The sequence below is a fragment of the Streptomyces fuscigenes genome (genome assembly GCF_021556455.1).
GTDB lineage: Bacteria > Actinomycetota > Actinomycetes > Streptomycetales > Streptomycetaceae > Streptomyces > Streptomyces fuscigenes.
Genome location: NZ_JAKGCV010000015.1, coordinates 1 through 17,432, shown reverse-complemented (window position 1 = coordinate 17,432; position 17,432 = coordinate 1). Strand labels below are relative to the sequence as shown.

Here is a 17,432-nt window from a genome sequence, read left to right as displayed (position 1 = left end):
GGTTCTCTCCGCCGCAGCTGCCCGGCACACCGCCGAAGCCTCCGACCACTGGCGTACTGAAATTCACTGACATGAACAACGTCTGTCCATATGGCCTGATCATGGTGGCACCGGAAAGGGCCGGGGGGAAGAGGCGTGCACACGCCCGCTTCCGCCCGGCCCGCGTCGGTTCCTGCCGCGGTCCGTCAGGTTGAGGCGGCGGGCGCGCCTCCCGCCGTCGGTGGCGCGGCCGGCGTGGCCGGTGCGACGTCCGGCGGGTCGTCCGTGCCGAAGCGCCGTCCCCGGGCCTCCTTGCCGAGCGCGGTCAGGACCACCATCAGCACGAGCGTCGGTATCACCGTCACCATCAGCGCCGTCTGGTAGCTGTAGTGACTGGCGAGCGACTCCTGGAGCGGCAGGTTCAGGGCGGCGATGCAGTTGCCCAACTGGTAGGTCACGCCGGGGTAGAAGCCCCGGATGGCGTCCGGGCTGAGCTCGTTGAGGTGCGCGGGGATGACGCCCCAGGCACCCTGCACGCACACCTGCATGAGGAACGAACTCAGTGCCAGCAGGCCCGCGATGCGGGAGAGGGCGAAGAACGGGACGATCGGCAGCGCCGCGATGCCCGCGATCACGATCATCCGGCGCCGCCCGAACCGCTCGGAGTACGCGCCGAGCAGCGGGCCGCCGATCATCGCTCCGACGTTGTAGACAACGGCGATCCAGATGGCGGTCGTCGGTGTCATCCCGAGGCCCTTCTTGATGAAGGTCGGGTACACGTCCTGGGTGCCGTGCGACATGAGGTTGAACGCGGTCATCAGCAGCACGAGGTAGACGAACCGCTTCAGCACCACGGGGTTCCGGAAGATCTTCCGCGCCGGGGTGCTGTTGGCCTTGGCGGAGGCCTGCCAGGCCTCGCTCTCGCCGACCCTGCTCCGTACGAACAGGGCGACCAGCGCGGGCAGCAGGCTGAACGCGAACAGGCCGCGCCAGCCGAACACCGGCTCGATGAACAGGAAGGCGAGCGCGGCGAGCAGGTAGCCGAAGGAGTAGCCGCCCTGGAGCATGCCGGACCAGAACCCGCGCTTCTCCGCCGGGATCTTCTCCAGCGCGAGCGCGGCGCCGAGCCCCCACTCGCCGCCCATGCCGATGCCGTAGAGGAGCCGCAGGACCAGCAGCACCGCGTAGTTGGGCGCGAAGGCGCAGGCGAAACCGACGACGGAGTAGAACAGCACGTCGACCATCAGCGGAGTTCGTCTGCCCCGCTTGTCGGCCCACAGGCCGAAGACGAACGCCCCGACCGGCCGCATGATCAGCGTGACGGTGGTCAGGAAGGCCATGTCCGTGAGCGAGACGTGGAACTCGTCCGCGATCTCGCTGTACACGAGGACGACGAGGAAATAGTCGAAGGCGTCCATCGTCCAGCCCAGATAGGCGGCGATGAACGCGTTGCGCTGGTCCTTGGTCAGGCCGCGCGCTTGCTGCCACACCGTATTCAGCATTCGCGGACGCTAAGACGTGGTCCTAGGCATGTCAACGGTGCCGTCACTCGGCGCGGTGAGAGCAGGGCAAAGCTTGACGCTGCTTGGCGTGCCATTGGCCCGGGGACGGAGGGTCGGCTGCGGCGAGACCGGAGCCGCCGGAGCCGGGAGCTGGCCGCGGCTGAGCCGGAGCCGGGAGTGGGCGGCTGTTGCGAGGGCCCGGAGTCGGGTCCGGGGCGGGGTGCGGATGCGGGTGCGGGACGTGGGCCGGGCGCCGACGCGTAGGCGTCAGGCGGTCGGACGATGCGGCGTCTGGCGCGGCCGTGGGGCGGGTGCGGACCGCAGGGCGGCATGCGCGGGCCGGGAACGCGGGCCGGGAACGGGGGCGCGGCGGCGGCCTCCGAGGTGACGGCCCGCGGCCTCCGAGGTGACGGCCGGTCCTGCCGCGACGGTGCACGGGCGGCGCGCGTGCGTATCAGGGTCCGATGGGGGATCGGTTCGATTCCCGCGAGATATATCGGAAGGCAAGATATAGTGAGACGCATGACGACGACGCGGGGCATGACGCAGGCGGCCTTCTTCGTGCTCACCGCGCTCGCGGACGAGCCGCGCCACGGCTACGGAATCCTCCAGGAGGTCGACGAACTCTCGGGCGGAGAAGTTCAGTTGCGGGTCGGCACGCTGTACGGGGTGCTCGATCGCCTGTCCGGCGACGGGCTCATAGTGCTCGACAGGGAGGAGGTGCAGCAGGGCAGGCTCCGCCGTTACTACCGGCTCACGGAAGAAGGCGCCGCGGTACTCGCGGCCGAGGCCGAGCGGATGGTCGCGGGGGCGCGCGCCGCACGGGAGCGGATGGCGGCGGGCAGGCGCGCCGGCACGGTGCGCCCGGCAGGAGGTACGACATGACCCGGAATGCGACGGGGGACACAGCATGACGAGGCCAAGGACCAGCGCGAACACGAACTCGAACGAAACCACGGGCACGACCAAGGGCTCAAACGAGAGCACGGGCTCAGGCACGGGCTCGAGCACGGGCACGACCACGGGCTCGAATCCGAGCACGCATACGCATCGACGTACGCATACGAGTACGCATACGCATACGAGTACGGATATGCACGCGGACGGGGCCGAGGCGACCGCTGCCGCCACCGCCACGATGCCGCTGCTGGAGCGGCGCTACCGCCGCGTCCTTCGGTTCCTCCCCTCCTACTACCGCGAGGCGCGGGAGGAGGAGATGGTCGAGACGTATCTCTACGGGATCGCGGAGGCCGACCTCGACGAACTGCGCCCCGCCGCGGGCGAGGTCGCGAGCGTCGCAGCCCTCGCGGTCCGGGCGCGCCTGGGGGCCGCCGGCTCACCACCGGTCTACGCGGCGCTCGGCCGAGCGGTCCGGCTGTTCGCCGTGTGCGGCGTGCTGCTCCTGGCGGCTCAGGCCCTGACGGCACGCGTCCTGACCCTGGCCTGGGCCCAGAGCTCGGCCGCCCCCCACACGATGTTCGTGAGCGGCTTCACCGGCCAAGGGTGGGCTTCCGGAGCCCGGGAGACCGCGCTCTGGGCGCTTCCACTGCTGTGGACCGCGGCGTACGGGGCGCTCGCGCGCGACCGGCGGCGCGCAGCCCGGTGGCTGGCGGTGCTCGCGGCTGTCCCCGACACCGTGGCCCTCGCGTCCGGTACGTCCGGCGCGGCGGACGTCGCCCTGCTGACGGTCTCGGGCGCGGTGTTCGCCTGGCTCACGGTGGCGTGCGTCCTGGGCGGCTTCCATGGGGACGCGCCGGCCGCGCGGCTTCCCGGCGTCCCGGCGGGCCTGGCGCTCATGGCGGCCTGTGTGGCGATGGGCGGGGTGACGGCCCTGTGGCCGACGGGTGCCGACCCGCAGTGGGCGGCGGGCGCGGTGTTCGTACTCGGCGGTGTGGCCTGCCTGCTCGCCGGCCGGCGCGGAGAGCGCGACGCCGCACCGGCCCTGGCGCTCGCGGCCCTGGGAGTCGTGGTGGTTGCCCTGCGAGCGGCCATGCTGTCCCTGCTCCTGCGACTGGAGGCGCCTGGGACGACGATTCTGGGCAGCGCCGCCCTACTGGCAGCGGCGCTCGCCGTCACGGGGACCCTGGCGGTCATCGGCACCCGGCGCCTGGCGAGTGCGCGGTCCACGGCACCTGCCCGTCCCATGGGTTCCGGAGGGATACCGGGAGGCTTGGCCTAGCCGGGCGTCGTTGCGGCAGGGCAGGGGGGCGGCAGGGCAGCTTGTCGACAGGGGGCGGGCAGAGCCGGCGGCCCCGGGCTTGTTCGCTGCGCCTGACCGCGGCGACGGAAGCCCGCCGTACCTCGCCGGAAGAGGAGCGCCACCTGTCGCTGGGCGGCGCACGCCGCACCTGTGCCGGACAAGCTGGTCACCAGGTGCTGAGAGCGACCCTGGCGACCGGGCTTGATGGCGACCACGCGCCTGGAGCAGTGGGCAGCGGAGCAGCGGATCCAAGGCAGATCGCCCGCACAGAGAGCTGCGGGGCCCGGGTTGGACGGGGGTCTTCCCGGGCCCCGCGATCGATCAGGATCCGTATACCTGGAACTCCCAGAGCGAGTCGCCGTACTGGGTGGAGCGGGCCGTGCAGTTGACGCGCACGTACCGGCCGGAGCCGGAGACGGGAATGGTCTGGTTGCCGCCGGTTGCGTTGGTCGTGGAGTAGACGGTCGTCCACGACGTGCCGTTGGTCGACGTCTGGATCTGGTAGCCGGTGGCGTAGGCGGTCTCCCAGTTCAGCGCCACCTTGTCGAGGGTGTGGGTGGCGCCGAGGTCGACCTGAAGCCACTGGGGGTCGGAGAAGGCGCTCGACCAGCGGGTGCCGGCGTTGCCGTCGACGGCGTTCGACGCCTCGAAGCTCGCGTTCTCGGAGGAGGAGGCGGTGGCCGTCTTGCCCTGCGACAGGAGCGTGCCGCCGCCGGGGTTGCTGCCCCCGCCGGAGGGAGTGCCGTAGAGGGCAAGTTCATAGAGCGAGTCGCCCCATTGGGAGGCTCTGGAGGTGGCGTAGACGCGCACGTATCTGCCGGATCCGCTGAGCGCGGTGTCCTGGATGTCGGCCGGACTGTTGTTGTTGGTATAGAGGGTTCTCCAGTTGCTGCCGTCGTCGGAGACCTGCAACTGGTACGCCGACGCGGCGGCTGCTTCCCATGTCAGGGTCGCGTGGGAGAGGTTGTAGGACTGGCCGAGGTCGACCTGGAGCCACTGCGGGTCGGAGAAGCCGCTGGACCAGCGGGTGGTGATGTTGCCGTCGGTGGCGTTGGAAGCGGGGAAGTCGGCGCTCTCCGAGGACGACGCGGTGGTCGGCTTGCCCTGGGCGATGTTGGAGCCGAGGTTCGCGTTGCCGGCCGGCGCCTTGTTGTAGACGGCGACGTAGTCGATGTTCATCTGCCCGCCGGACACGGTCGCGGCGTTGGGCCCGCCGCCGAACGCCCCCGGGAAGGCGCCGCCGATCGCGAGGTCGAAGATCACGTAGAAGGAGTGGTCGACGGCGTTGGCCCAGGCGGTGGCGTCGACCTGGTTGGAGCGCAGGGTGAAGTAGTTGGTGCCGTCCAGGTACCAGCGGATCTGCTCGGGCGAGGTGGACCGGTCGACCTCCACCGCGTAGGTGTGATAGCCGGTCTGGCAACCGGAGCAGGCGTGTTCGCCGCTGCCGACCCCGCTGCCCTCGTTGCAGGGGCCGCCGGGGCTCACACCGCAGTGCAGGGTGCCGAAGACGGAACTGCGGCCGTTGATGTCCTCGAGGATGTCGACCTCGCCGGAACCGGGCCAGGGCACGCCCACCCGCAGCGGCGAGCCGAGCATCCAGAACGCGGGCCAGTAGCCGGCGCCATTGGCGGTGGTGACGTTGGGCTGCTGGATGGACGCCTGCATCCGGACCACGCCGCCGGGCTGCGCGCCGAACCCGTCGGCCTGCGTCTCGACGCGCCCGGAAGTCCAGCCGGCGTTGGGGTCGCTGCCGGAGTGCAGCGCCTTGAGCACCAGATGTCCGTTGCCGTCCTGGTAGACGTTGGACGTGCTGTTGGTCATCGTCTCGATCTCACCGGTGCCGAAGGTCCACCCCTCGCCGGCGTCGTAGCGCCAGGCCCCGGTGTCCAGGCCGGTGTTGGCGGCGCCGTTGAAGTCGTCGCTCCAGGTGGTGGTGAACCCGGAGGGCGCCGCCGGTACGGCGGCCGGTGCGGCGGCGGACCGTGCCGCCGACGTCCGCTGCGCCGAGGACGCGCCGGGGCTGCCACCGGGGGAGGCAGCGCCCCCGGCAGCACTGGCTGCTGCAGCCCCCGCGGACGTGGCCGCGGTCGCGTGGGCGGCACCGGCCTTGTGGTCTGCTCCGGCCGTCCGGGTGGACGGGGCGAGCCGTTGTGCCTGGCCGGTGCCCGTCGCCTGAGCCGATGCGGCCGGCGAGCCGGCGAACGCGACGGCCGCGGCGGCGACGACGGCCAACAGGCCCCCGGCAAGCCGTCTGTGCCCGCGCTTGCGTCTGAACGACATCCTTACTCCTTCACCTCGTGGGGGTCACCGGGAGCGGCACCTTCGGAGCGGCAGCCGGGACAGGGGGAGCTGAGAGCGCTCTCAGGAGAATCGACCCGGCCTGAGGCACTGTCAAGAGAAGGAGCGATGCGGCTTTCGGCGAGGCGGCCGCAGGGGCGGACGACGGCTGAACAACACCCTGGTGGGCGGCAGTTGACGACCCCGCGAGGCTCGCTCGGTGGCTCGGGTGGATGTCCACCCACTGGACTGGCCGCCCCGGAACCGACACGAATCCCGCGGCAGCCGAACCGGCGGCGTCCACCCGGTTCGGGTCGGCGAGGCCGCGCCCGGCCTTCCGAGAGGGGGCCTCCGACTTCGCGGTCATCCTCCAGAACGGCCGGCGCGACGGGGAGGTGCTGGGTGACGGCGGGCCCAGCCGCGTCCCGCGGCTCGGGCGGATGCGGCTGGGCAGGGCGTCAGCGGATCGGGGACCGGTACAGGCGCGGGCCTTCCGAGCCGCCCTCCGCGACTCAGGCCGATCGGGCGGGCGTGACGCCCTCGGACCAGTTGTGCCCCAGCTCGCTCTCGCGCGCACCGTGCGCGGAGGTGGAGTCCAGACGCGCGATCTCGTCCGCCGTCAGGGTGACGTCGGCGGCGCCGGCGTTTTCGGCCAGCCGCTCGGGGCGCAGGGTGCCGGGGATGGGCACCACGTCGGGCGCCTTCGCCAGCAGCCAGGCCAGGGCGACCTGCCCCGAGGTGACCTCGTGCGCCGTCGCGATCTCGCGGACGAGTTCGACGGCGGCCAGGTTGGCGTCGAAGACCTCCTGGGCGAAGCGGGGCATGCCGCGCCGGTAGTCGTTCTCGGGCAGGTCGTCGCGCGAGGTGATCCGGCCGGTCAGCATCCCGCGTCCGAGGGGGCTGTACGGCACGACGGCGATGCCCAGTTCACGGCAGAGCGGGAAGATCTCCGCCTCGATGTCGCGGGTCCACAGGGACCACTCCATCTGCAGCGCGGCGATCGGGTGGACCGCGTGCGCCCGCCGGATGGTGTCGGGGGCGGCCTCGCTGAGGCCCAGGTGGCGGACCTTGCCCTCGGCGACCAGCTCGGCCATGGCGCCGATCGTCTCCTCGATGGGGACGTCGGGGTCGATGCGGTGCTGGTAGTAGAGGTCGATGTGGTCGGTTCCCAGTCGGGCGAGGGAGCGCTCGGCGCGCTCGCGCACGTACTCGGGGCGGCCGTTGATGACCGGCGGGGCGTCGGCGCTGATGCCGCGCACGATGCCGAACTTGGTGGCGAGGACCAGGCGCTCGCGCCGCCCGGCCACGGCCTTGCCGATGACCTCCTCGCTGGGGCCGTAGATGTCGGCGGTGTCGATGAGGGTGACCCCGGCTTCCAGGGCCCGGTCGAGCAGCTCGCCCGCGCCGCCGGCGGCGTCCCGCTCGGTCTGTCCGTAGGGGCGGGCGAAGCTCATGGCGCCGAAACCGACGGCTCCGACGACCGGGCCGTTCGTGCCGAGAGTGCGCTGGGGGATGGGCATAGGGAACCTCGCGGTCGTGAAGGAATGAGGTGAGCAAGGGGAGTAAGGGATGGAAAAGAAGAGGCGAGGGAGATGGCCTCACCGGGCGAGGAGTGATGTCCTCACCTGTGGACAACAGTATGTCCACGATCGTGGACATGCAAGCGGTCCGGCGCCGGTCGTCCGTATCCTGGGTGCATGCCCCAGGAAGAACACGCCCCCCGCGCCGCCACGCGCCCCCGGGACTCCGCGGCCACCAGGGCGGCGATCCTCAAGGCGGCCCGGCGCCTGTTCACCGACCGGGGCTACGACGGCGCGGGCGTGCGCGACATCGCCCGCGCGGCGGGCGTCGACACCCGCTTGATCAGCCGGTACTTCGGCTCCAAGGAGGGCCTGTTCGCGGAGGTCGTCGACCTCGCGTACGAGAAGTCGATGATGATGACGCCCGAGCTGAACGCCGAGGCCGCGCGGGCGCTGCTGACCGCCCCGGACCAGGCGGCCAGCGACGGCCTCCTGCTCACCCTGCGCTCGGCGGCGAACCCGCAGGCGGCCGCGATCATGCGCAACAGCATCGAGCGCGACTACCAGCGCCGCCTGTCCGACGCGCTCCCCGGCGAGGGCCGCGACGGCCGCGCCGCGCTCCTGGTCGCCATCTGCTCCGGCGTCCTGCTCACGCGCATGGTGCTGGGCAACACCCAGCTCAACCAGGCGGAGACCGCGGACCTCATCCCCCTCCTCCACCGGGCCCTCGACGCCGTGGCGACGGCACCTGAGGGTGTCGGAGCACCCGAGACCGACGGACCACCCGAGGCCGACGGCCTGCAAGAGGCCGGCGGGACGCCGGAGGGCGGCGGTGTACCGGAGGCCGACGGGCCGCCGGAGGGCGACGGGAAGGGCTGACCGGCCCCGTTCCGACCCTGCGGCCAGCCCGCAGCGAGGACGTACGGACCGGACCGGACGTCCCCGGCCGCCCGCTCTGCGCAGGCGTCACCGGAAGGCACCCGTAGAGGGGATGCCGCCGGGCGGGGCCCGCCGCGATCTCGACCCCCGCCGGAGGCCTGTGGGCGAGCCGCTATCCTCCGGAGCGATTCCAGGGGGATGCATGCACGAAGAGGACGAGGGCTCCGCGCCGAACGCCGGCCGGGTGCCGCGATGGGTCAGGCCGGTGGCCGTTTTCTCGGTTCCCGTACTCGCCGCGCTCCTCACGAGCGCCTGGATGTTCGGCGCCTTCGGGGCGGGCCATCCGTTCGGCGACGACCGGGCCTGCGCCGGAAGCGACGTGCCCCTGCAGGCCGCCCTCGACGGCGCCGGAATCCGGCTGCCGCCGGACGCGACCGACGTGCACTTCCTGACGCACGCCGCACCGCGACCAGGCCAGTACGCCCTGGCCGTGGCCTTCCGCAGCAGTCGCGCGGAGATGGAGGCCCTGCTCACTCGGTCCGGCCTCGTGCACGGAACCCTCCACGACATGACCGACGGCCGCTTCGTCACCGGGGATCCCATGGATCCCGAGGGCCTGTGCGGTCCCCTTCCGCAGGCACCGGTCGCCGAGATCACCGGGCAACTGGCGCCGATTCCCGGACCGCCGGGTGCTCCCGCGCGGTCGGAGTCGGGGATCACCGTGGACGTCGAGCTCGGCGACCTCCGGATGATGCGCGAAGAGACCACCGTGCTGATCACGTCCGCGCCCGGGGAGTGAAACCGCCCGGCGAACCGGAGCGTTCCTTCCACCCGTGAGGGTGCCGCAGACGGCTGCGGTCGGCGGACTCCCGCGGGATGCTCCCTGCGCACGACGGACATGTCCGTCATCACGCAGCCGTGCACTCAACTACCCACCTCCTAGGCGTACTTGTGGTACCTGACGGCGGCGTGGTGCTCTTGTTGCTCGCAGGCAACCGGCGTCAGGGAGGGAACGAGTCTCATGATCAAGCGAATGGCAGCGGTGGCGGCACTGGTCCCGGCCATGCTGGGCGTCACGTCCGTCACTGCTTCGGCGCACCCGGCACCGCAGGCGAGCGCGGCGGTGGTCACTCTGACCTACGACGCCAGCCGGGCGGGCCAGTGGGCGGGCGCGATCGCGCAAGGCGCGCAGAACTGGAACTCCGCGCTGCACAACGTGCGCCTGCAGCCGGCGACTTCGCCCAGCTCGGCCAACTTCGTCTACGTCGCGACCAGCGGCTGGCCCCAGACGACGCTCGGGCCGATCGTCCCGGGTGGCCGCAAGGGCCAGGTGCAACTGGGGCAGGAAGCCGTCGACGAGGGCTACGACATGACCCGTATCGCCGCGCACGAAACCGGGCACATCCTCGGTCTGCCGGACGACTACACCGGGCCGTGCTCGGAGCTGATGTCCGGCCACGGCCCCGGAACCTCCTGCACCAGTGCCAAGCCGAACGCGACGGAGGCCGCCAAGGTCGACCGCAACTACGCAGGCCGCGCTGCGGCCGTGAGTCCGGCGCGGCAGCAGGTCGTGATCGACGTCTGGCCGGCCCGGACCCCGGCCCTCGCCGACGCCCGCTGACCACGCCCGAGCCCGCCGGGGCCGGCCGGCACCCGCACACGGCTCGACGGCCCGAGCGGAATTCGCGGCACGGTCGGACGGCGTCGCGCGAAGCCGCTCAGCGCCGGCCGGCCGGACGGAACAGGCCCGGGCCGCCGCGCGGGGCGCCGCACCGGGACGCACGTCAGGAGACCCCCGCCACGAGTGGCGAGCAGAGGAGCCCCCGCCGCTCGTGGCGGGGGCTCCTCGTGAAAGGTCCCGCCGGCGTCTCCAGGTGTCGCGGCCCGAGGGACGGCACCCGAGATCTGCCGCCTCAGCGGGAGCAGATCACGCTGATGAAGGTGAACGATGCGTAGACCGGTCCCTCGGAGAGGCCGGCGATCCAGCGGCGGCCGCGGTCCCGGTCGACGTGACCACCGCTGATCGCTCGCTGCATGTTGCGGCCCAGGCCCAACGTGTGGTCCGCCTCGTGGAAGTCACGGTAGACCGGTGCCATGGCGCGCACCGTCTCGACGCGGAAGCCCGCCTGCTGGGCGAGCCGGGGGAGGCTGCGTCCGACGGTGGCGTTGCGGACCACTTCCTCAGTGGTGAAGCGGGTGAAGGCGCGGCTGGTCTCAAGATCTTCGGAGTCGACGATCAAGGTGTCCCAGTCGGGCTCCGCGAGGCCGATACGGGCTTCCGGCCGGGTAGCGCGACGAAGCTGCGCGAGAACGTCCGCGGGTTCAGCGACGTGCATGAGCACTCGGTCGACCTTGGCCCGGTCCACGGATCCCGGATCGACGGGGAGGTCGTGCGCGTCGCCTTCGCGCAGTTCGACCCCCCGCAGTCCGTCCGTGCGCTCGCGGGCGCGCTCCAGCATGGCCCGGTCCCGGTCGACGCCGATCACGATGCCGGCGTCACCGACACGTTCCGCCAGCGCCGGCAGATCGGTACCCGGCCCGCATCCGACGTCCAGCGCCACCTGGCCCGCCCGGATGTCCAGCAGGTCGAGGAGTTCCTGTTTGTACGTGCGGCCGGCTTCGCTGGCCGCACCTCGCAACATGTAGGAGGCCGGGTCGGGTCGCGGCACGCCAAGAGTCGATGACATGTGAGTCAGTCCTACACTCCGGGCGCTCGTGGCGACGCCATATCGCGCGACGTCCACAAGTACGGGACCGGCGCCCTCCGGAGAACTCCGCGAGCCGGCAACGGCCTGCCATCGACACGGGAAGCGCGCGATCCGAGCGGACGTCGTCCACCGGCCCGCCGGCACCTCCGGGAGGCGGCCGAGAACGCGGACAGCGATGCGGGGGAGGACCTCGACCACTCTGCCGAGCCCGCGGACGGGACGGCGACGACGCGGGAACGTCGAAGGCCCCCGCAGCGAGCTGCGGGGGCCTTCGACGCTATGCCCGGTGAGAGCATGAGCGGAGGATACGAGATTCGAACTCGTGAGGGGTTGCCCCCAACACGCTTTCCAAGCGTGCGCCCTAGGCCACTAGGCGAATCCTCCGCGACGAACCATACAAGACCGGAGGCCGTGCTCGCGAACTCGTTGAGGGGGCATCCGATCAGGTACTGTGTGGGTCAGCCCCTCACGTGGCGCTATCTGACTGAACTCCCCCAGGGCCGGAAGGCAGCAAGGGTAGGTCGGCTCTGGCGGGTGCGTGAGGGGCGTTGTCGTAGGGGGCGGATATCGTCGTAGGTGTGTCGTCGCTTGCGCTGTACCGCCGCTATCGCCCCGAGACCTTCGCCGAGGTCATCGGGCAGGAGCATGTCACCGACCCCTTGCAGCAGGCCCTCCGCAACAACCGCGTGAACCACGCGTACCTGTTCAGCGGCCCTCGGGGCTGCGGCAAGACCACCAGTGCGCGGATCCTCGCGCGCTGTCTGAACTGTGAGCAGGGCCCGACGCCGACGCCCTGCGGCGTGTGCCAGTCCTGTCGCGACCTCGCGCGCAACGGGCCGGGGTCCATCGACGTCATCGAGATCGACGCGGCTTCCCACGGTGGTGTGGACGACGCCCGTGACCTGCGGGAGAAGGCGTTCTTCGGCCCGGCGAGCAGCCGGTACAAGATCTACATCATCGACGAGGCGCACATGGTCACCTCGGCGGGGTTCAACGCCCTGCTGAAGGTCGTCGAGGAGCCGCCGGAGCATCTGAAGTTCATCTTCGCGACGACGGAGCCAGAGAAGGTCATCGGCACGATCCGCTCGCGCACCCACCACTACCCCTTCCGGCTCGTGCCGCCCGGCACCCTGCGCGACTACCTGGGCGAGGTCTGCGGGCAGGAGGGGATCCCCGTGGCCGAGGGCGTGCTGCCGCTCGTCGTGCGGGCCGGCGCGGGATCCGTGCGTGACTCCATGTCCGTGATGGACCAGCTCCTCGCGGGCGCCGCCGACGACGGTGTGACGTACGCCATGGCCACGGGCCTGCTCGGCTACACCGACGGGTCGCTGCTCGACTCCGTCGTGGACGCCTTCGCGGCGGGTGACGGAGCCGCCGCCTTCGAGGTGGTGGACCGGGTGATCGAGGGAGGCAACGATCCGCGCCGGTTCGTCGCCGACCTCCTCGAGCGCCTGCGCGACCTGGTGATCCTCGCCGCCGTACCGGACGCCGCCGAGAAGGGGCTGGTGGACGCGCCCGCGGACCTCATCGAGCGCATGCAGGCGCAGGCGTCCGTCTTCGGCGGGGCCGAGCTGTCCAGGGCCGCCGACCTCGTCAACACGGGGCTGACGGAGATGCGCGGGGCGACCTCGCCGCGCCTCCAGCTGGAGCTGATCTGCGCGCGCGTGCTGCTGCCCGCCGCCTTCGACGACGAGAGCTCGATCCGTACGCGCCTGGAGCGCCTGGAGCGCGGCGCCGCCGCGGGCGCCGGCCTGGCCGCCGCGCAGTACACGCCGCCGGGTCCGGCCGTCGTACAGGGCGGGCCCCCCGCTCCCGCCGTCGAGTACGCGCCGCCACCGGCGCACGCCCCGCAGCCGGCCCAGGCTCCTGCAGTGCCGCAGTCCGCAGAGTCCCCACCGTCCGGTCCCGCGCCCTCCGGTCCCGCGCCGTCCGGTCCCGCGCCGTCCGCGCCCGAGGGGCCGGTGGCCGGCGGGAGCGGTGAGGCGCGCAGGCTCGGCGGCTGGCCCACCGCGGGCGGCGGCAGGCCCGGGGGCGGGTCTCCGCAGCAGGGACCCCCCGCGCCCGCGCCCGCACCGTCGTCCCCTGCTCCGGCGGGTGGTGCCGGTGGTGCCGGTGGCGGCGCTATGGACGCCGCCACGGGCGCGAGCCAGGTGCGGAACATGTGGCCGGACATCCTGGAGGCCGTCAAGAACCGCCGCCGCTTCACCTGGATCCTGCTCAGCCAGAACGCGCAGGTGGCGGGGTTCGACGGCACGACGCTCCAGATCGGCTTCATCAACGCCGGCGCCCGGGACAACTTCGCGGGCAGCGGCAGCGAGGACGTGCTCAGGCAGGCGCTGTCGGAGCAGTTCAATCTGCACTGGAAGATCGAGGCGATCATCGATCCGTCCGGCGGGTCCAACCCGCCGCCGGCCGCGGGCGGCGGCTTCGGCGGCGGGAACAGCGGCAGCGTCACGGACGACAGCACGGGCCTCGACTACGACGGCGACCCGTCCGCGTCGGGGCGGCCCGCACGGTGGACCGGGAAGACCGAGGCGCCGTGGGCGCCCGCGTAGCCGAAGGTGTCCATGAGGGGGCCCCGGCCGTCGGGCGCGTCGAACACGCCGTGGCCGAAGGGCTCGTGCCCCGGGGAGCGTCCGCCGAAGGGGCCCGGGGGATCGTCGTCGTCCCCGCGCCGGGGCCCGCCCGCGGGCAGGTTGTGCAGGCGCGCGAGGAACCCGTCGGACGGCGGCGGGGGTGCCGCCTCGGCGAAGAAGGACTTCAGCCGCCGCTGGCAGTCGGCCTCGGCCTTGCAGCGGGCGCAGGTCGCCAGGTGCGCGAGGACACGCTCGCGCTCGTCGTGGTCCAGCTCACCGTCCACCAGGGCGGCGAGCCGGTCCCCCAGGTGGTGCTCCGAGGGGGTGGGGGTCGTGCCACTCACGCCGTTCCGCCCTCCCCGGCCACACTGACCCCGGCGACGCCCACGAACGGGCGGTGCTCGGCGGCCCGTGCCTCGGGAGAACGGTGCTTGAGCGCCTTGCGCAGGTGCGAGCGGCCGCGGTGGATCCTGCTGCGCACGGTGCCGAGCTTGACCCCGAGCGTCGCCGCGATCTCCTCGTACGACAGCCCCTCGATGTCGCACAGCACGACGGCCGCGCGGAACTCGGGCGCGAGCGTGTCGAGCGCCTGCTGCACGTCCGCGTCGAAGTGGGTGTCGTGGAAGGCCTGTTGCGGGGAGGGCTCCCGGCTCGCGAGCCGCTCCGCCGCGTCGTCGCCGAGGGCGTCGAAGCGGATGCGCTGCTTGCGGCGGACCATGTCGAGGAAGAGGTTCGTGGTGATGCGGTGGAGCCAGCCCTCGAACGTGCCGGGGGTGTACGTCGACAGCGAACGGAAGACGCGGACGAAGACCTCCTGCGTCAGGTCCTCGGCGTCGTGCTGGTTTCCCGTGAGGCGGTAGGCCAGGCGGTAGACACGAGCACTGTGGGTGCTGACGATCTCCTCCCAGGTGGGGGGAGTCCACGTCGGCGAGTCCGCCTCGGTGGCGAAGGTCGCGGTGACCGCGGGGTCGGTGGAGCGGGAACGGTCAGCAGTGTCGGTCACGGATTTCGGCTCACCTGCCGACCCGAGGAGGCGCCGGAGCGCATCCCAGAGATCCACAGTCGCGGCCGCACCTCCCCTGTCGGCTCTGGTGGTGTCCAGTAGAGCCCCTACCATAGCCACCTCGCCCGTTAGCTCCGGATAAGAATCTTTACGTGAATTTGGAGCCGGGTCCCGCCCCGCTCTCCGACGTCGCGCAGGGTGGCCGTTCCTCGCGCCACGCGCTTACTCCCTCTTAACGTCCGGTCCCATCAGCAGGTTCCCGAGCCCAGCGGATACAGTCACGGTTGCGCCGACACCGGGGGACAAGGAGAGGGTCATTACCGCCAACCGGCAGACGAGCTGGGCGTTCGCCGACGCCTTTGTCGCCGAGGACGAGGCACTTCGCTGGGCCCGGGAGCGGGCCAGGGAAAGTGGACTCCGCCCGGTGTCACCAGGCACCGGCTCCGCGCTGCGGCTGCTCGCCGCCACGGCGGACGCGAAGGCCGTCGCCGAGATCGGCACGGGGACGGGCGTCTCCGGCATCCACCTGCTGCGCGGCATGCGGCCCGACGGCGTGCTGACCACCGTCGACGTCGATCCGGAGCGGCAGCAGTTCGCCCGGCAGGCCTTCCGCGCCGCCGGGTTCACCGGCAACCGCGCGCGCTTCATCCCGGGTGCGGCGCTCGACGTGCTGCCGCGCCTCGCGGACGGCGGCTACGACATGGTCTTCTGCGACGGCGACCGGCTGGAGTGCCTGGACTACCTCGACGAATCGTTGCGCCTGCTGCGCCCGGGCGGCCTCGTCTGCTTCGAGGGCGTCTTCGCGCACGGCCGCACCGTCGACTCCGCGGTCCAGCCGACCGAGGTGCTCAGGCTCCGGGAGCTGCTGCGCACGGTGCGGGAGACCGAGGAGCTGGTGTCCTCGCTGCTGCCCGTCGGGGACGGGCTGCTGTGCGCGGTGCGCCGGGGGCCGTCCGCGGGCGCCTGACCCGTTCCGCTCGCGTCCCGGCGGGGCCGCGCGCCACCGGCCGGTCCTGCGTCCGTGGGCCGGTCCTGCGTCCGTGGGCCGGTCCTGCGTCCACCGGCCGGTCCTCCGTCCACCGGCCCGTCCTGCGTCCGTCGGCATCCGACGAACCCGCGATCACGCGATCACGCGACGGCCGCGTCCACAGTGGACGGCCCCGCCGACCGGGCTCCGACGGAGTCACCGGGCGGATTCCCACCGCCGAGCGCGATCCCACCGTCCGGCCGCACCGGCCCCGGCCCCGGCCCGCCGAGCCGGGCCCGGTGCGGTCGGGCCGGGCAGCACACTGCCCCGGCACGGATGGTGGTCGTCCGTACCGGGGCAGCGGCGGTGTTCCTCAAAGGTGACCCCCCACCGGCGTCCCCGCACCGATGGCGCCGGGGTGGGAAGGTGTCGGGCGTCCCGCTCAGCCGACGACCTTCTTCAGCGCGTCGCCAAGTGCGTCCGCCTCGTCCGGCGTGAGCTCGACCACGAGCCGACCGCCGCCTTCGAGCGGAACACGCATGACGATGCCCCGCCCCTCCTTGGTCACCTCGAGCGGGCCGTCGCCCGTCCGCGGCTTCATGGCCGCCATGCTCGTTCCCCTTCCTGAAACCAGCTCGTAGCAGCCGGCGGCCCCATGGCAGGCGCTGCGTCACCGGCATCGAACACATTGCTTCCTCCGCATTATCCCGCATCTCATGACCCGATGACCAACATCGGACGGCATCGCTTGCGCAACGCGCTCACGCAAAACGGCCCATTTCGGCGATCCGCCTGCGATACTGCGCGGCCCTGCACCGGTCCGGGGCCTTCCCGCCCCACTCCCACCGGCCCGCCGTCCGTCATGCTGGTGCGCGCCTCCGAGAAACCGGGGCGCGAAAAACGAGCCCGAAGGGACCCGATGCAATGGCGGACACCGTGCTGTACGAGGTGGGCGACGGCCTCGCGACGATCACCCTCAACCGGCCCGAGGCGATGAACGCGCTGGACGTGGCCACGAAGGTGGCGCTGCGCGACGCCCTGCGGGACGCGGCCGGCGACGGCGCGGTGCGCGCGGTGCTGCTGACGGCGGCGGGCGACCGCGCCTTCTGCGTGGGCCAGGACCTCAAGGAACACACCGCCCTGCTCGCGGAGAACCGGTCCAGGGGCACCACCGACACGATGAGCACGGTGCGCGAGCACTACAACCCGATCGCACGGGCCATCACCTCCATGCACAAGCCCGTGGTGGCGGGCGTGAACGGCGTGGCCGCGGGCGCGGGGATGGGTTTCGCGCTGGCCGCGGACTACCGGGTCGCCGCCGACACCGCCAGCTTCAACACGTCCTTCGCCGGTGTGGCGCTGAGCGCGGACTCGGGCCTGTCGTGGACGCTGCCGCGCATGATCGGGCAGGGCCGCGCGACCGATCTGCTGCTGTTCCCCCGGACGGTCAAGGCGCAGGAGGCGTACGACCTGGGCCTGGTGAACCGCCTGGTCCCGGCGGCCGACCTGGCCCGTGAGGCGGCTGCGGTCGCCCGGGCGCTGGCCGGGGGCCCGACGGTGGCGTACGCGTCCATCAAGGAGTCGCTCGCCTTCGCCACCGACCACTCGCTGGACGAGGCACTGGACAAGGAGGACGCGTTGCAGACCCGGGCGGGCTCGTCCGAGGACCACGCCATCGCGGTGGACGCCTTCCTCGCCAAGCGGAAGCCCGAGTACCTGGGCCGCTGACATCCGGGGCCGCCGACATCCGGGGCCGCTGGACGTCCGGGCCCGGCGCCGGCGCGGCCTCCCGCGCCGGCGCCGGCCCGTGCGGCTCCTGGC

At 72.3% G+C, this 17,432-nt stretch carries 14 protein-coding genes, 1 tRNA gene, 1 other RNA gene and 1 pseudogene; 9 read left to right on the top strand and 8 right to left on the bottom strand.

The window, feature by feature from the left end:
* Window positions 1–185: 185 nt before the first annotated feature.
* Window positions 186–1,481, bottom strand: a complete 1,296-nt coding sequence (locus tag L1885_RS03615) for an MFS transporter (RefSeq protein ID WP_235795488.1) — start codon at window positions 1,479–1,481, stop codon at window positions 186–188.
* 540 nt (window positions 1,482–2,021) lie between these two features.
* Here L1885_RS03615 and L1885_RS03610 point away from each other — a divergent pair.
* Both L1885_RS03610 and L1885_RS03605 read left to right on the top strand, forming a co-directional pair.
* The gene (locus L1885_RS03610; protein WP_235795500.1) at window positions 2,022–2,366 is read left to right on the top strand and encodes a PadR family transcriptional regulator; all 345 of its coding nucleotides are present in this window, start codon (window positions 2,022–2,024) and stop codon (window positions 2,364–2,366) included.
* Between the two features lie 208 nt (window positions 2,367–2,574).
* Window positions 2,575–3,660, top strand: coding sequence for a hypothetical protein (locus L1885_RS03605; protein ID WP_235795487.1), 1,086 nt, complete (start codon window positions 2,575–2,577; stop codon window positions 3,658–3,660).
* A 342-nt stretch (window positions 3,661–4,002) separates the two neighbouring features.
* Here L1885_RS03605 and L1885_RS03600 read toward each other — a convergent pair whose 3' ends face one another.
* The gene (locus L1885_RS03600) at window positions 4,003–5,961 is read right to left on the bottom strand and encodes a galactose-binding domain-containing protein (RefSeq protein WP_235795486.1); all 1,959 of its coding nucleotides are present in this window, start codon (window positions 5,959–5,961) and stop codon (window positions 4,003–4,005) included.
* A 509-nt stretch (window positions 5,962–6,470) separates the two neighbouring features.
* Window positions 6,471–7,478, bottom strand: a complete 1,008-nt coding sequence (locus tag L1885_RS03595; protein ID WP_235795485.1) for an aldo/keto reductase — start codon at window positions 7,476–7,478, stop codon at window positions 6,471–6,473.
* Window positions 7,479–7,655: 177 nt separating this feature from the next.
* Between L1885_RS03595 and L1885_RS03590 the strand changes: the two genes are divergently transcribed.
* The 3 genes from L1885_RS03590 (at window position 7,656) to L1885_RS03580 (ending at window position 9,978) form a co-directional block, all read left to right on the top strand.
* Window positions 7,656–8,357 carry a TetR/AcrR family transcriptional regulator gene (locus L1885_RS03590; RefSeq protein ID WP_235795484.1) on the top strand — a complete coding sequence of 234 codons (702 nt, stop codon included), beginning with the start codon at window positions 7,656–7,658 and terminating at the stop codon, window positions 8,355–8,357.
* 202 nt (window positions 8,358–8,559) lie between these two features.
* Complete coding sequence (locus L1885_RS03585) at window positions 8,560–9,156, top strand: hypothetical protein (protein WP_235795483.1); 597 nt, start codon at window positions 8,560–8,562, stop codon at window positions 9,154–9,156.
* Between the two features lie 222 nt (window positions 9,157–9,378).
* On the top strand, window positions 9,379–9,978 hold the full coding sequence (locus tag L1885_RS03580; protein WP_235795482.1) for a snapalysin family zinc-dependent metalloprotease: 600 nt from the start codon (window positions 9,379–9,381) through the stop codon (window positions 9,976–9,978).
* Window positions 9,979–10,270: 292 nt separating this feature from the next.
* Here L1885_RS03580 and L1885_RS03575 read toward each other — a convergent pair whose 3' ends face one another.
* Both L1885_RS03575 and L1885_RS03570 read right to left on the bottom strand, forming a co-directional pair.
* Window positions 10,271–11,026 carry a methyltransferase domain-containing protein gene (locus L1885_RS03575; RefSeq protein ID WP_235795481.1) on the bottom strand — a complete coding sequence of 252 codons (756 nt, stop codon included), beginning with the start codon at window positions 11,024–11,026 and terminating at the stop codon, window positions 10,271–10,273.
* A gap of 338 nt (window positions 11,027–11,364) precedes the next feature.
* Window positions 11,365–11,449 (bottom strand) — tRNA-Ser (locus tag L1885_RS03570).
* A gap of 73 nt (window positions 11,450–11,522) precedes the next feature.
* On the opposite strand from L1885_RS03570, the gene ffs reads away from it, so the two are divergent.
* Both ffs and L1885_RS03560 read left to right on the top strand, forming a co-directional pair.
* Window positions 11,523–11,621, top strand: an RNA gene (gene ffs, locus L1885_RS03565) — signal recognition particle sRNA small type.
* Between the two features lie 22 nt (window positions 11,622–11,643).
* Window positions 11,644–13,620: a DNA polymerase III subunit gamma and tau gene (locus tag L1885_RS03560; RefSeq protein WP_235795480.1), complete on the top strand. Its 1,977-nt coding sequence runs from the start codon at window positions 11,644–11,646 to the stop codon at window positions 13,618–13,620.
* Here the strand turns inward: L1885_RS03560 and L1885_RS03555 are convergent.
* Window positions 13,548–13,985 (bottom strand): annotated as a pseudogene (locus tag L1885_RS03555) (anti-sigma factor family protein); the annotation flags it as partial. The gene L1885_RS03560 and the pseudogene L1885_RS03555 sit on opposite strands and share 73 nt — an antisense overlap.
* The gene (sigE, locus tag L1885_RS03550; protein ID WP_235795479.1) at window positions 13,982–14,758 is read right to left on the bottom strand and encodes an RNA polymerase sigma factor SigE; all 777 of its coding nucleotides are present in this window, start codon (window positions 14,756–14,758) and stop codon (window positions 13,982–13,984) included. The gene sigE and the pseudogene L1885_RS03555, both read right to left, overlap by 4 nt.
* A gap of 133 nt (window positions 14,759–14,891) precedes the next feature.
* Here sigE and L1885_RS03545 point away from each other — a divergent pair, with 133 nt between their 5' ends.
* Window positions 14,892–15,611 (top strand): O-methyltransferase, encoded by a 720-nt coding sequence (locus L1885_RS03545; RefSeq protein WP_372481852.1) that lies wholly within the window; start codon window positions 14,892–14,894, stop codon window positions 15,609–15,611.
* Window positions 15,612–16,053: 442 nt separating this feature from the next.
* Here L1885_RS03545 and L1885_RS03540 read toward each other — a convergent pair whose 3' ends face one another.
* Window positions 16,054–16,221 (bottom strand): DUF3117 domain-containing protein, encoded by a 168-nt coding sequence (locus L1885_RS03540; protein WP_003966491.1) that lies wholly within the window; start codon window positions 16,219–16,221, stop codon window positions 16,054–16,056.
* Window positions 16,222–16,535: 314 nt separating this feature from the next.
* On the opposite strand from L1885_RS03540, the gene chcB reads away from it, so the two are divergent.
* Window positions 16,536–17,339 carry a 2-cyclohexenylcarbonyl CoA isomerase gene (gene chcB, locus L1885_RS03535; RefSeq protein WP_235795478.1) on the top strand — a complete coding sequence of 268 codons (804 nt, stop codon included), beginning with the start codon at window positions 16,536–16,538 and terminating at the stop codon, window positions 17,337–17,339.
* Window positions 17,340–17,432: the final 93 nt, after the last annotated feature.

Bases quoted from the DNA above. Each gene is read 5' to 3' on its own strand.
- L1885_RS03615 (WP_235795488.1), bottom strand. From the start codon at position 1,481: ATGCTGAATACGGTGTGGCAGCAAGCGCGCGGCCTGACCAAGGACCAG.
- L1885_RS03610 (WP_235795500.1), top strand. From the start codon at position 2,022: ATGACGCAGGCGGCCTTCTTCGTGCTCACCGCGCTCGCGGACGAGCCG.
- L1885_RS03605 (WP_235795487.1), top strand. From the start codon at position 2,575: ATGCACGCGGACGGGGCCGAGGCGACCGCTGCCGCCACCGCCACGATG.
- L1885_RS03600 (WP_235795486.1), bottom strand. From the start codon at position 5,961: ATGTCGTTCAGACGCAAGCGCGGGCACAGACGGCTTGCCGGGGGCCTG.
- L1885_RS03595 (WP_235795485.1), bottom strand. From the start codon at position 7,478: ATGCCCATCCCCCAGCGCACTCTCGGCACGAACGGCCCGGTCGTCGGA.
- L1885_RS03590 (WP_235795484.1), top strand. From the start codon at position 7,656: ATGCCCCAGGAAGAACACGCCCCCCGCGCCGCCACGCGCCCCCGGGAC.
- L1885_RS03585 (WP_235795483.1), top strand. From the start codon at position 8,560: ATGCACGAAGAGGACGAGGGCTCCGCGCCGAACGCCGGCCGGGTGCCG.
- L1885_RS03580 (WP_235795482.1), top strand. From the start codon at position 9,379: ATGATCAAGCGAATGGCAGCGGTGGCGGCACTGGTCCCGGCCATGCTG.
- sigE (WP_235795479.1), bottom strand. From the start codon at position 14,758: ATGGTAGGGGCTCTACTGGACACCACCAGAGCCGACAGGGGAGGTGCG.
- L1885_RS03540 (WP_003966491.1), bottom strand. From the start codon at position 16,221: ATGGCGGCCATGAAGCCGCGGACGGGCGACGGCCCGCTCGAGGTGACC.
- chcB (WP_235795478.1), top strand. From the start codon at position 16,536: ATGGCGGACACCGTGCTGTACGAGGTGGGCGACGGCCTCGCGACGATC.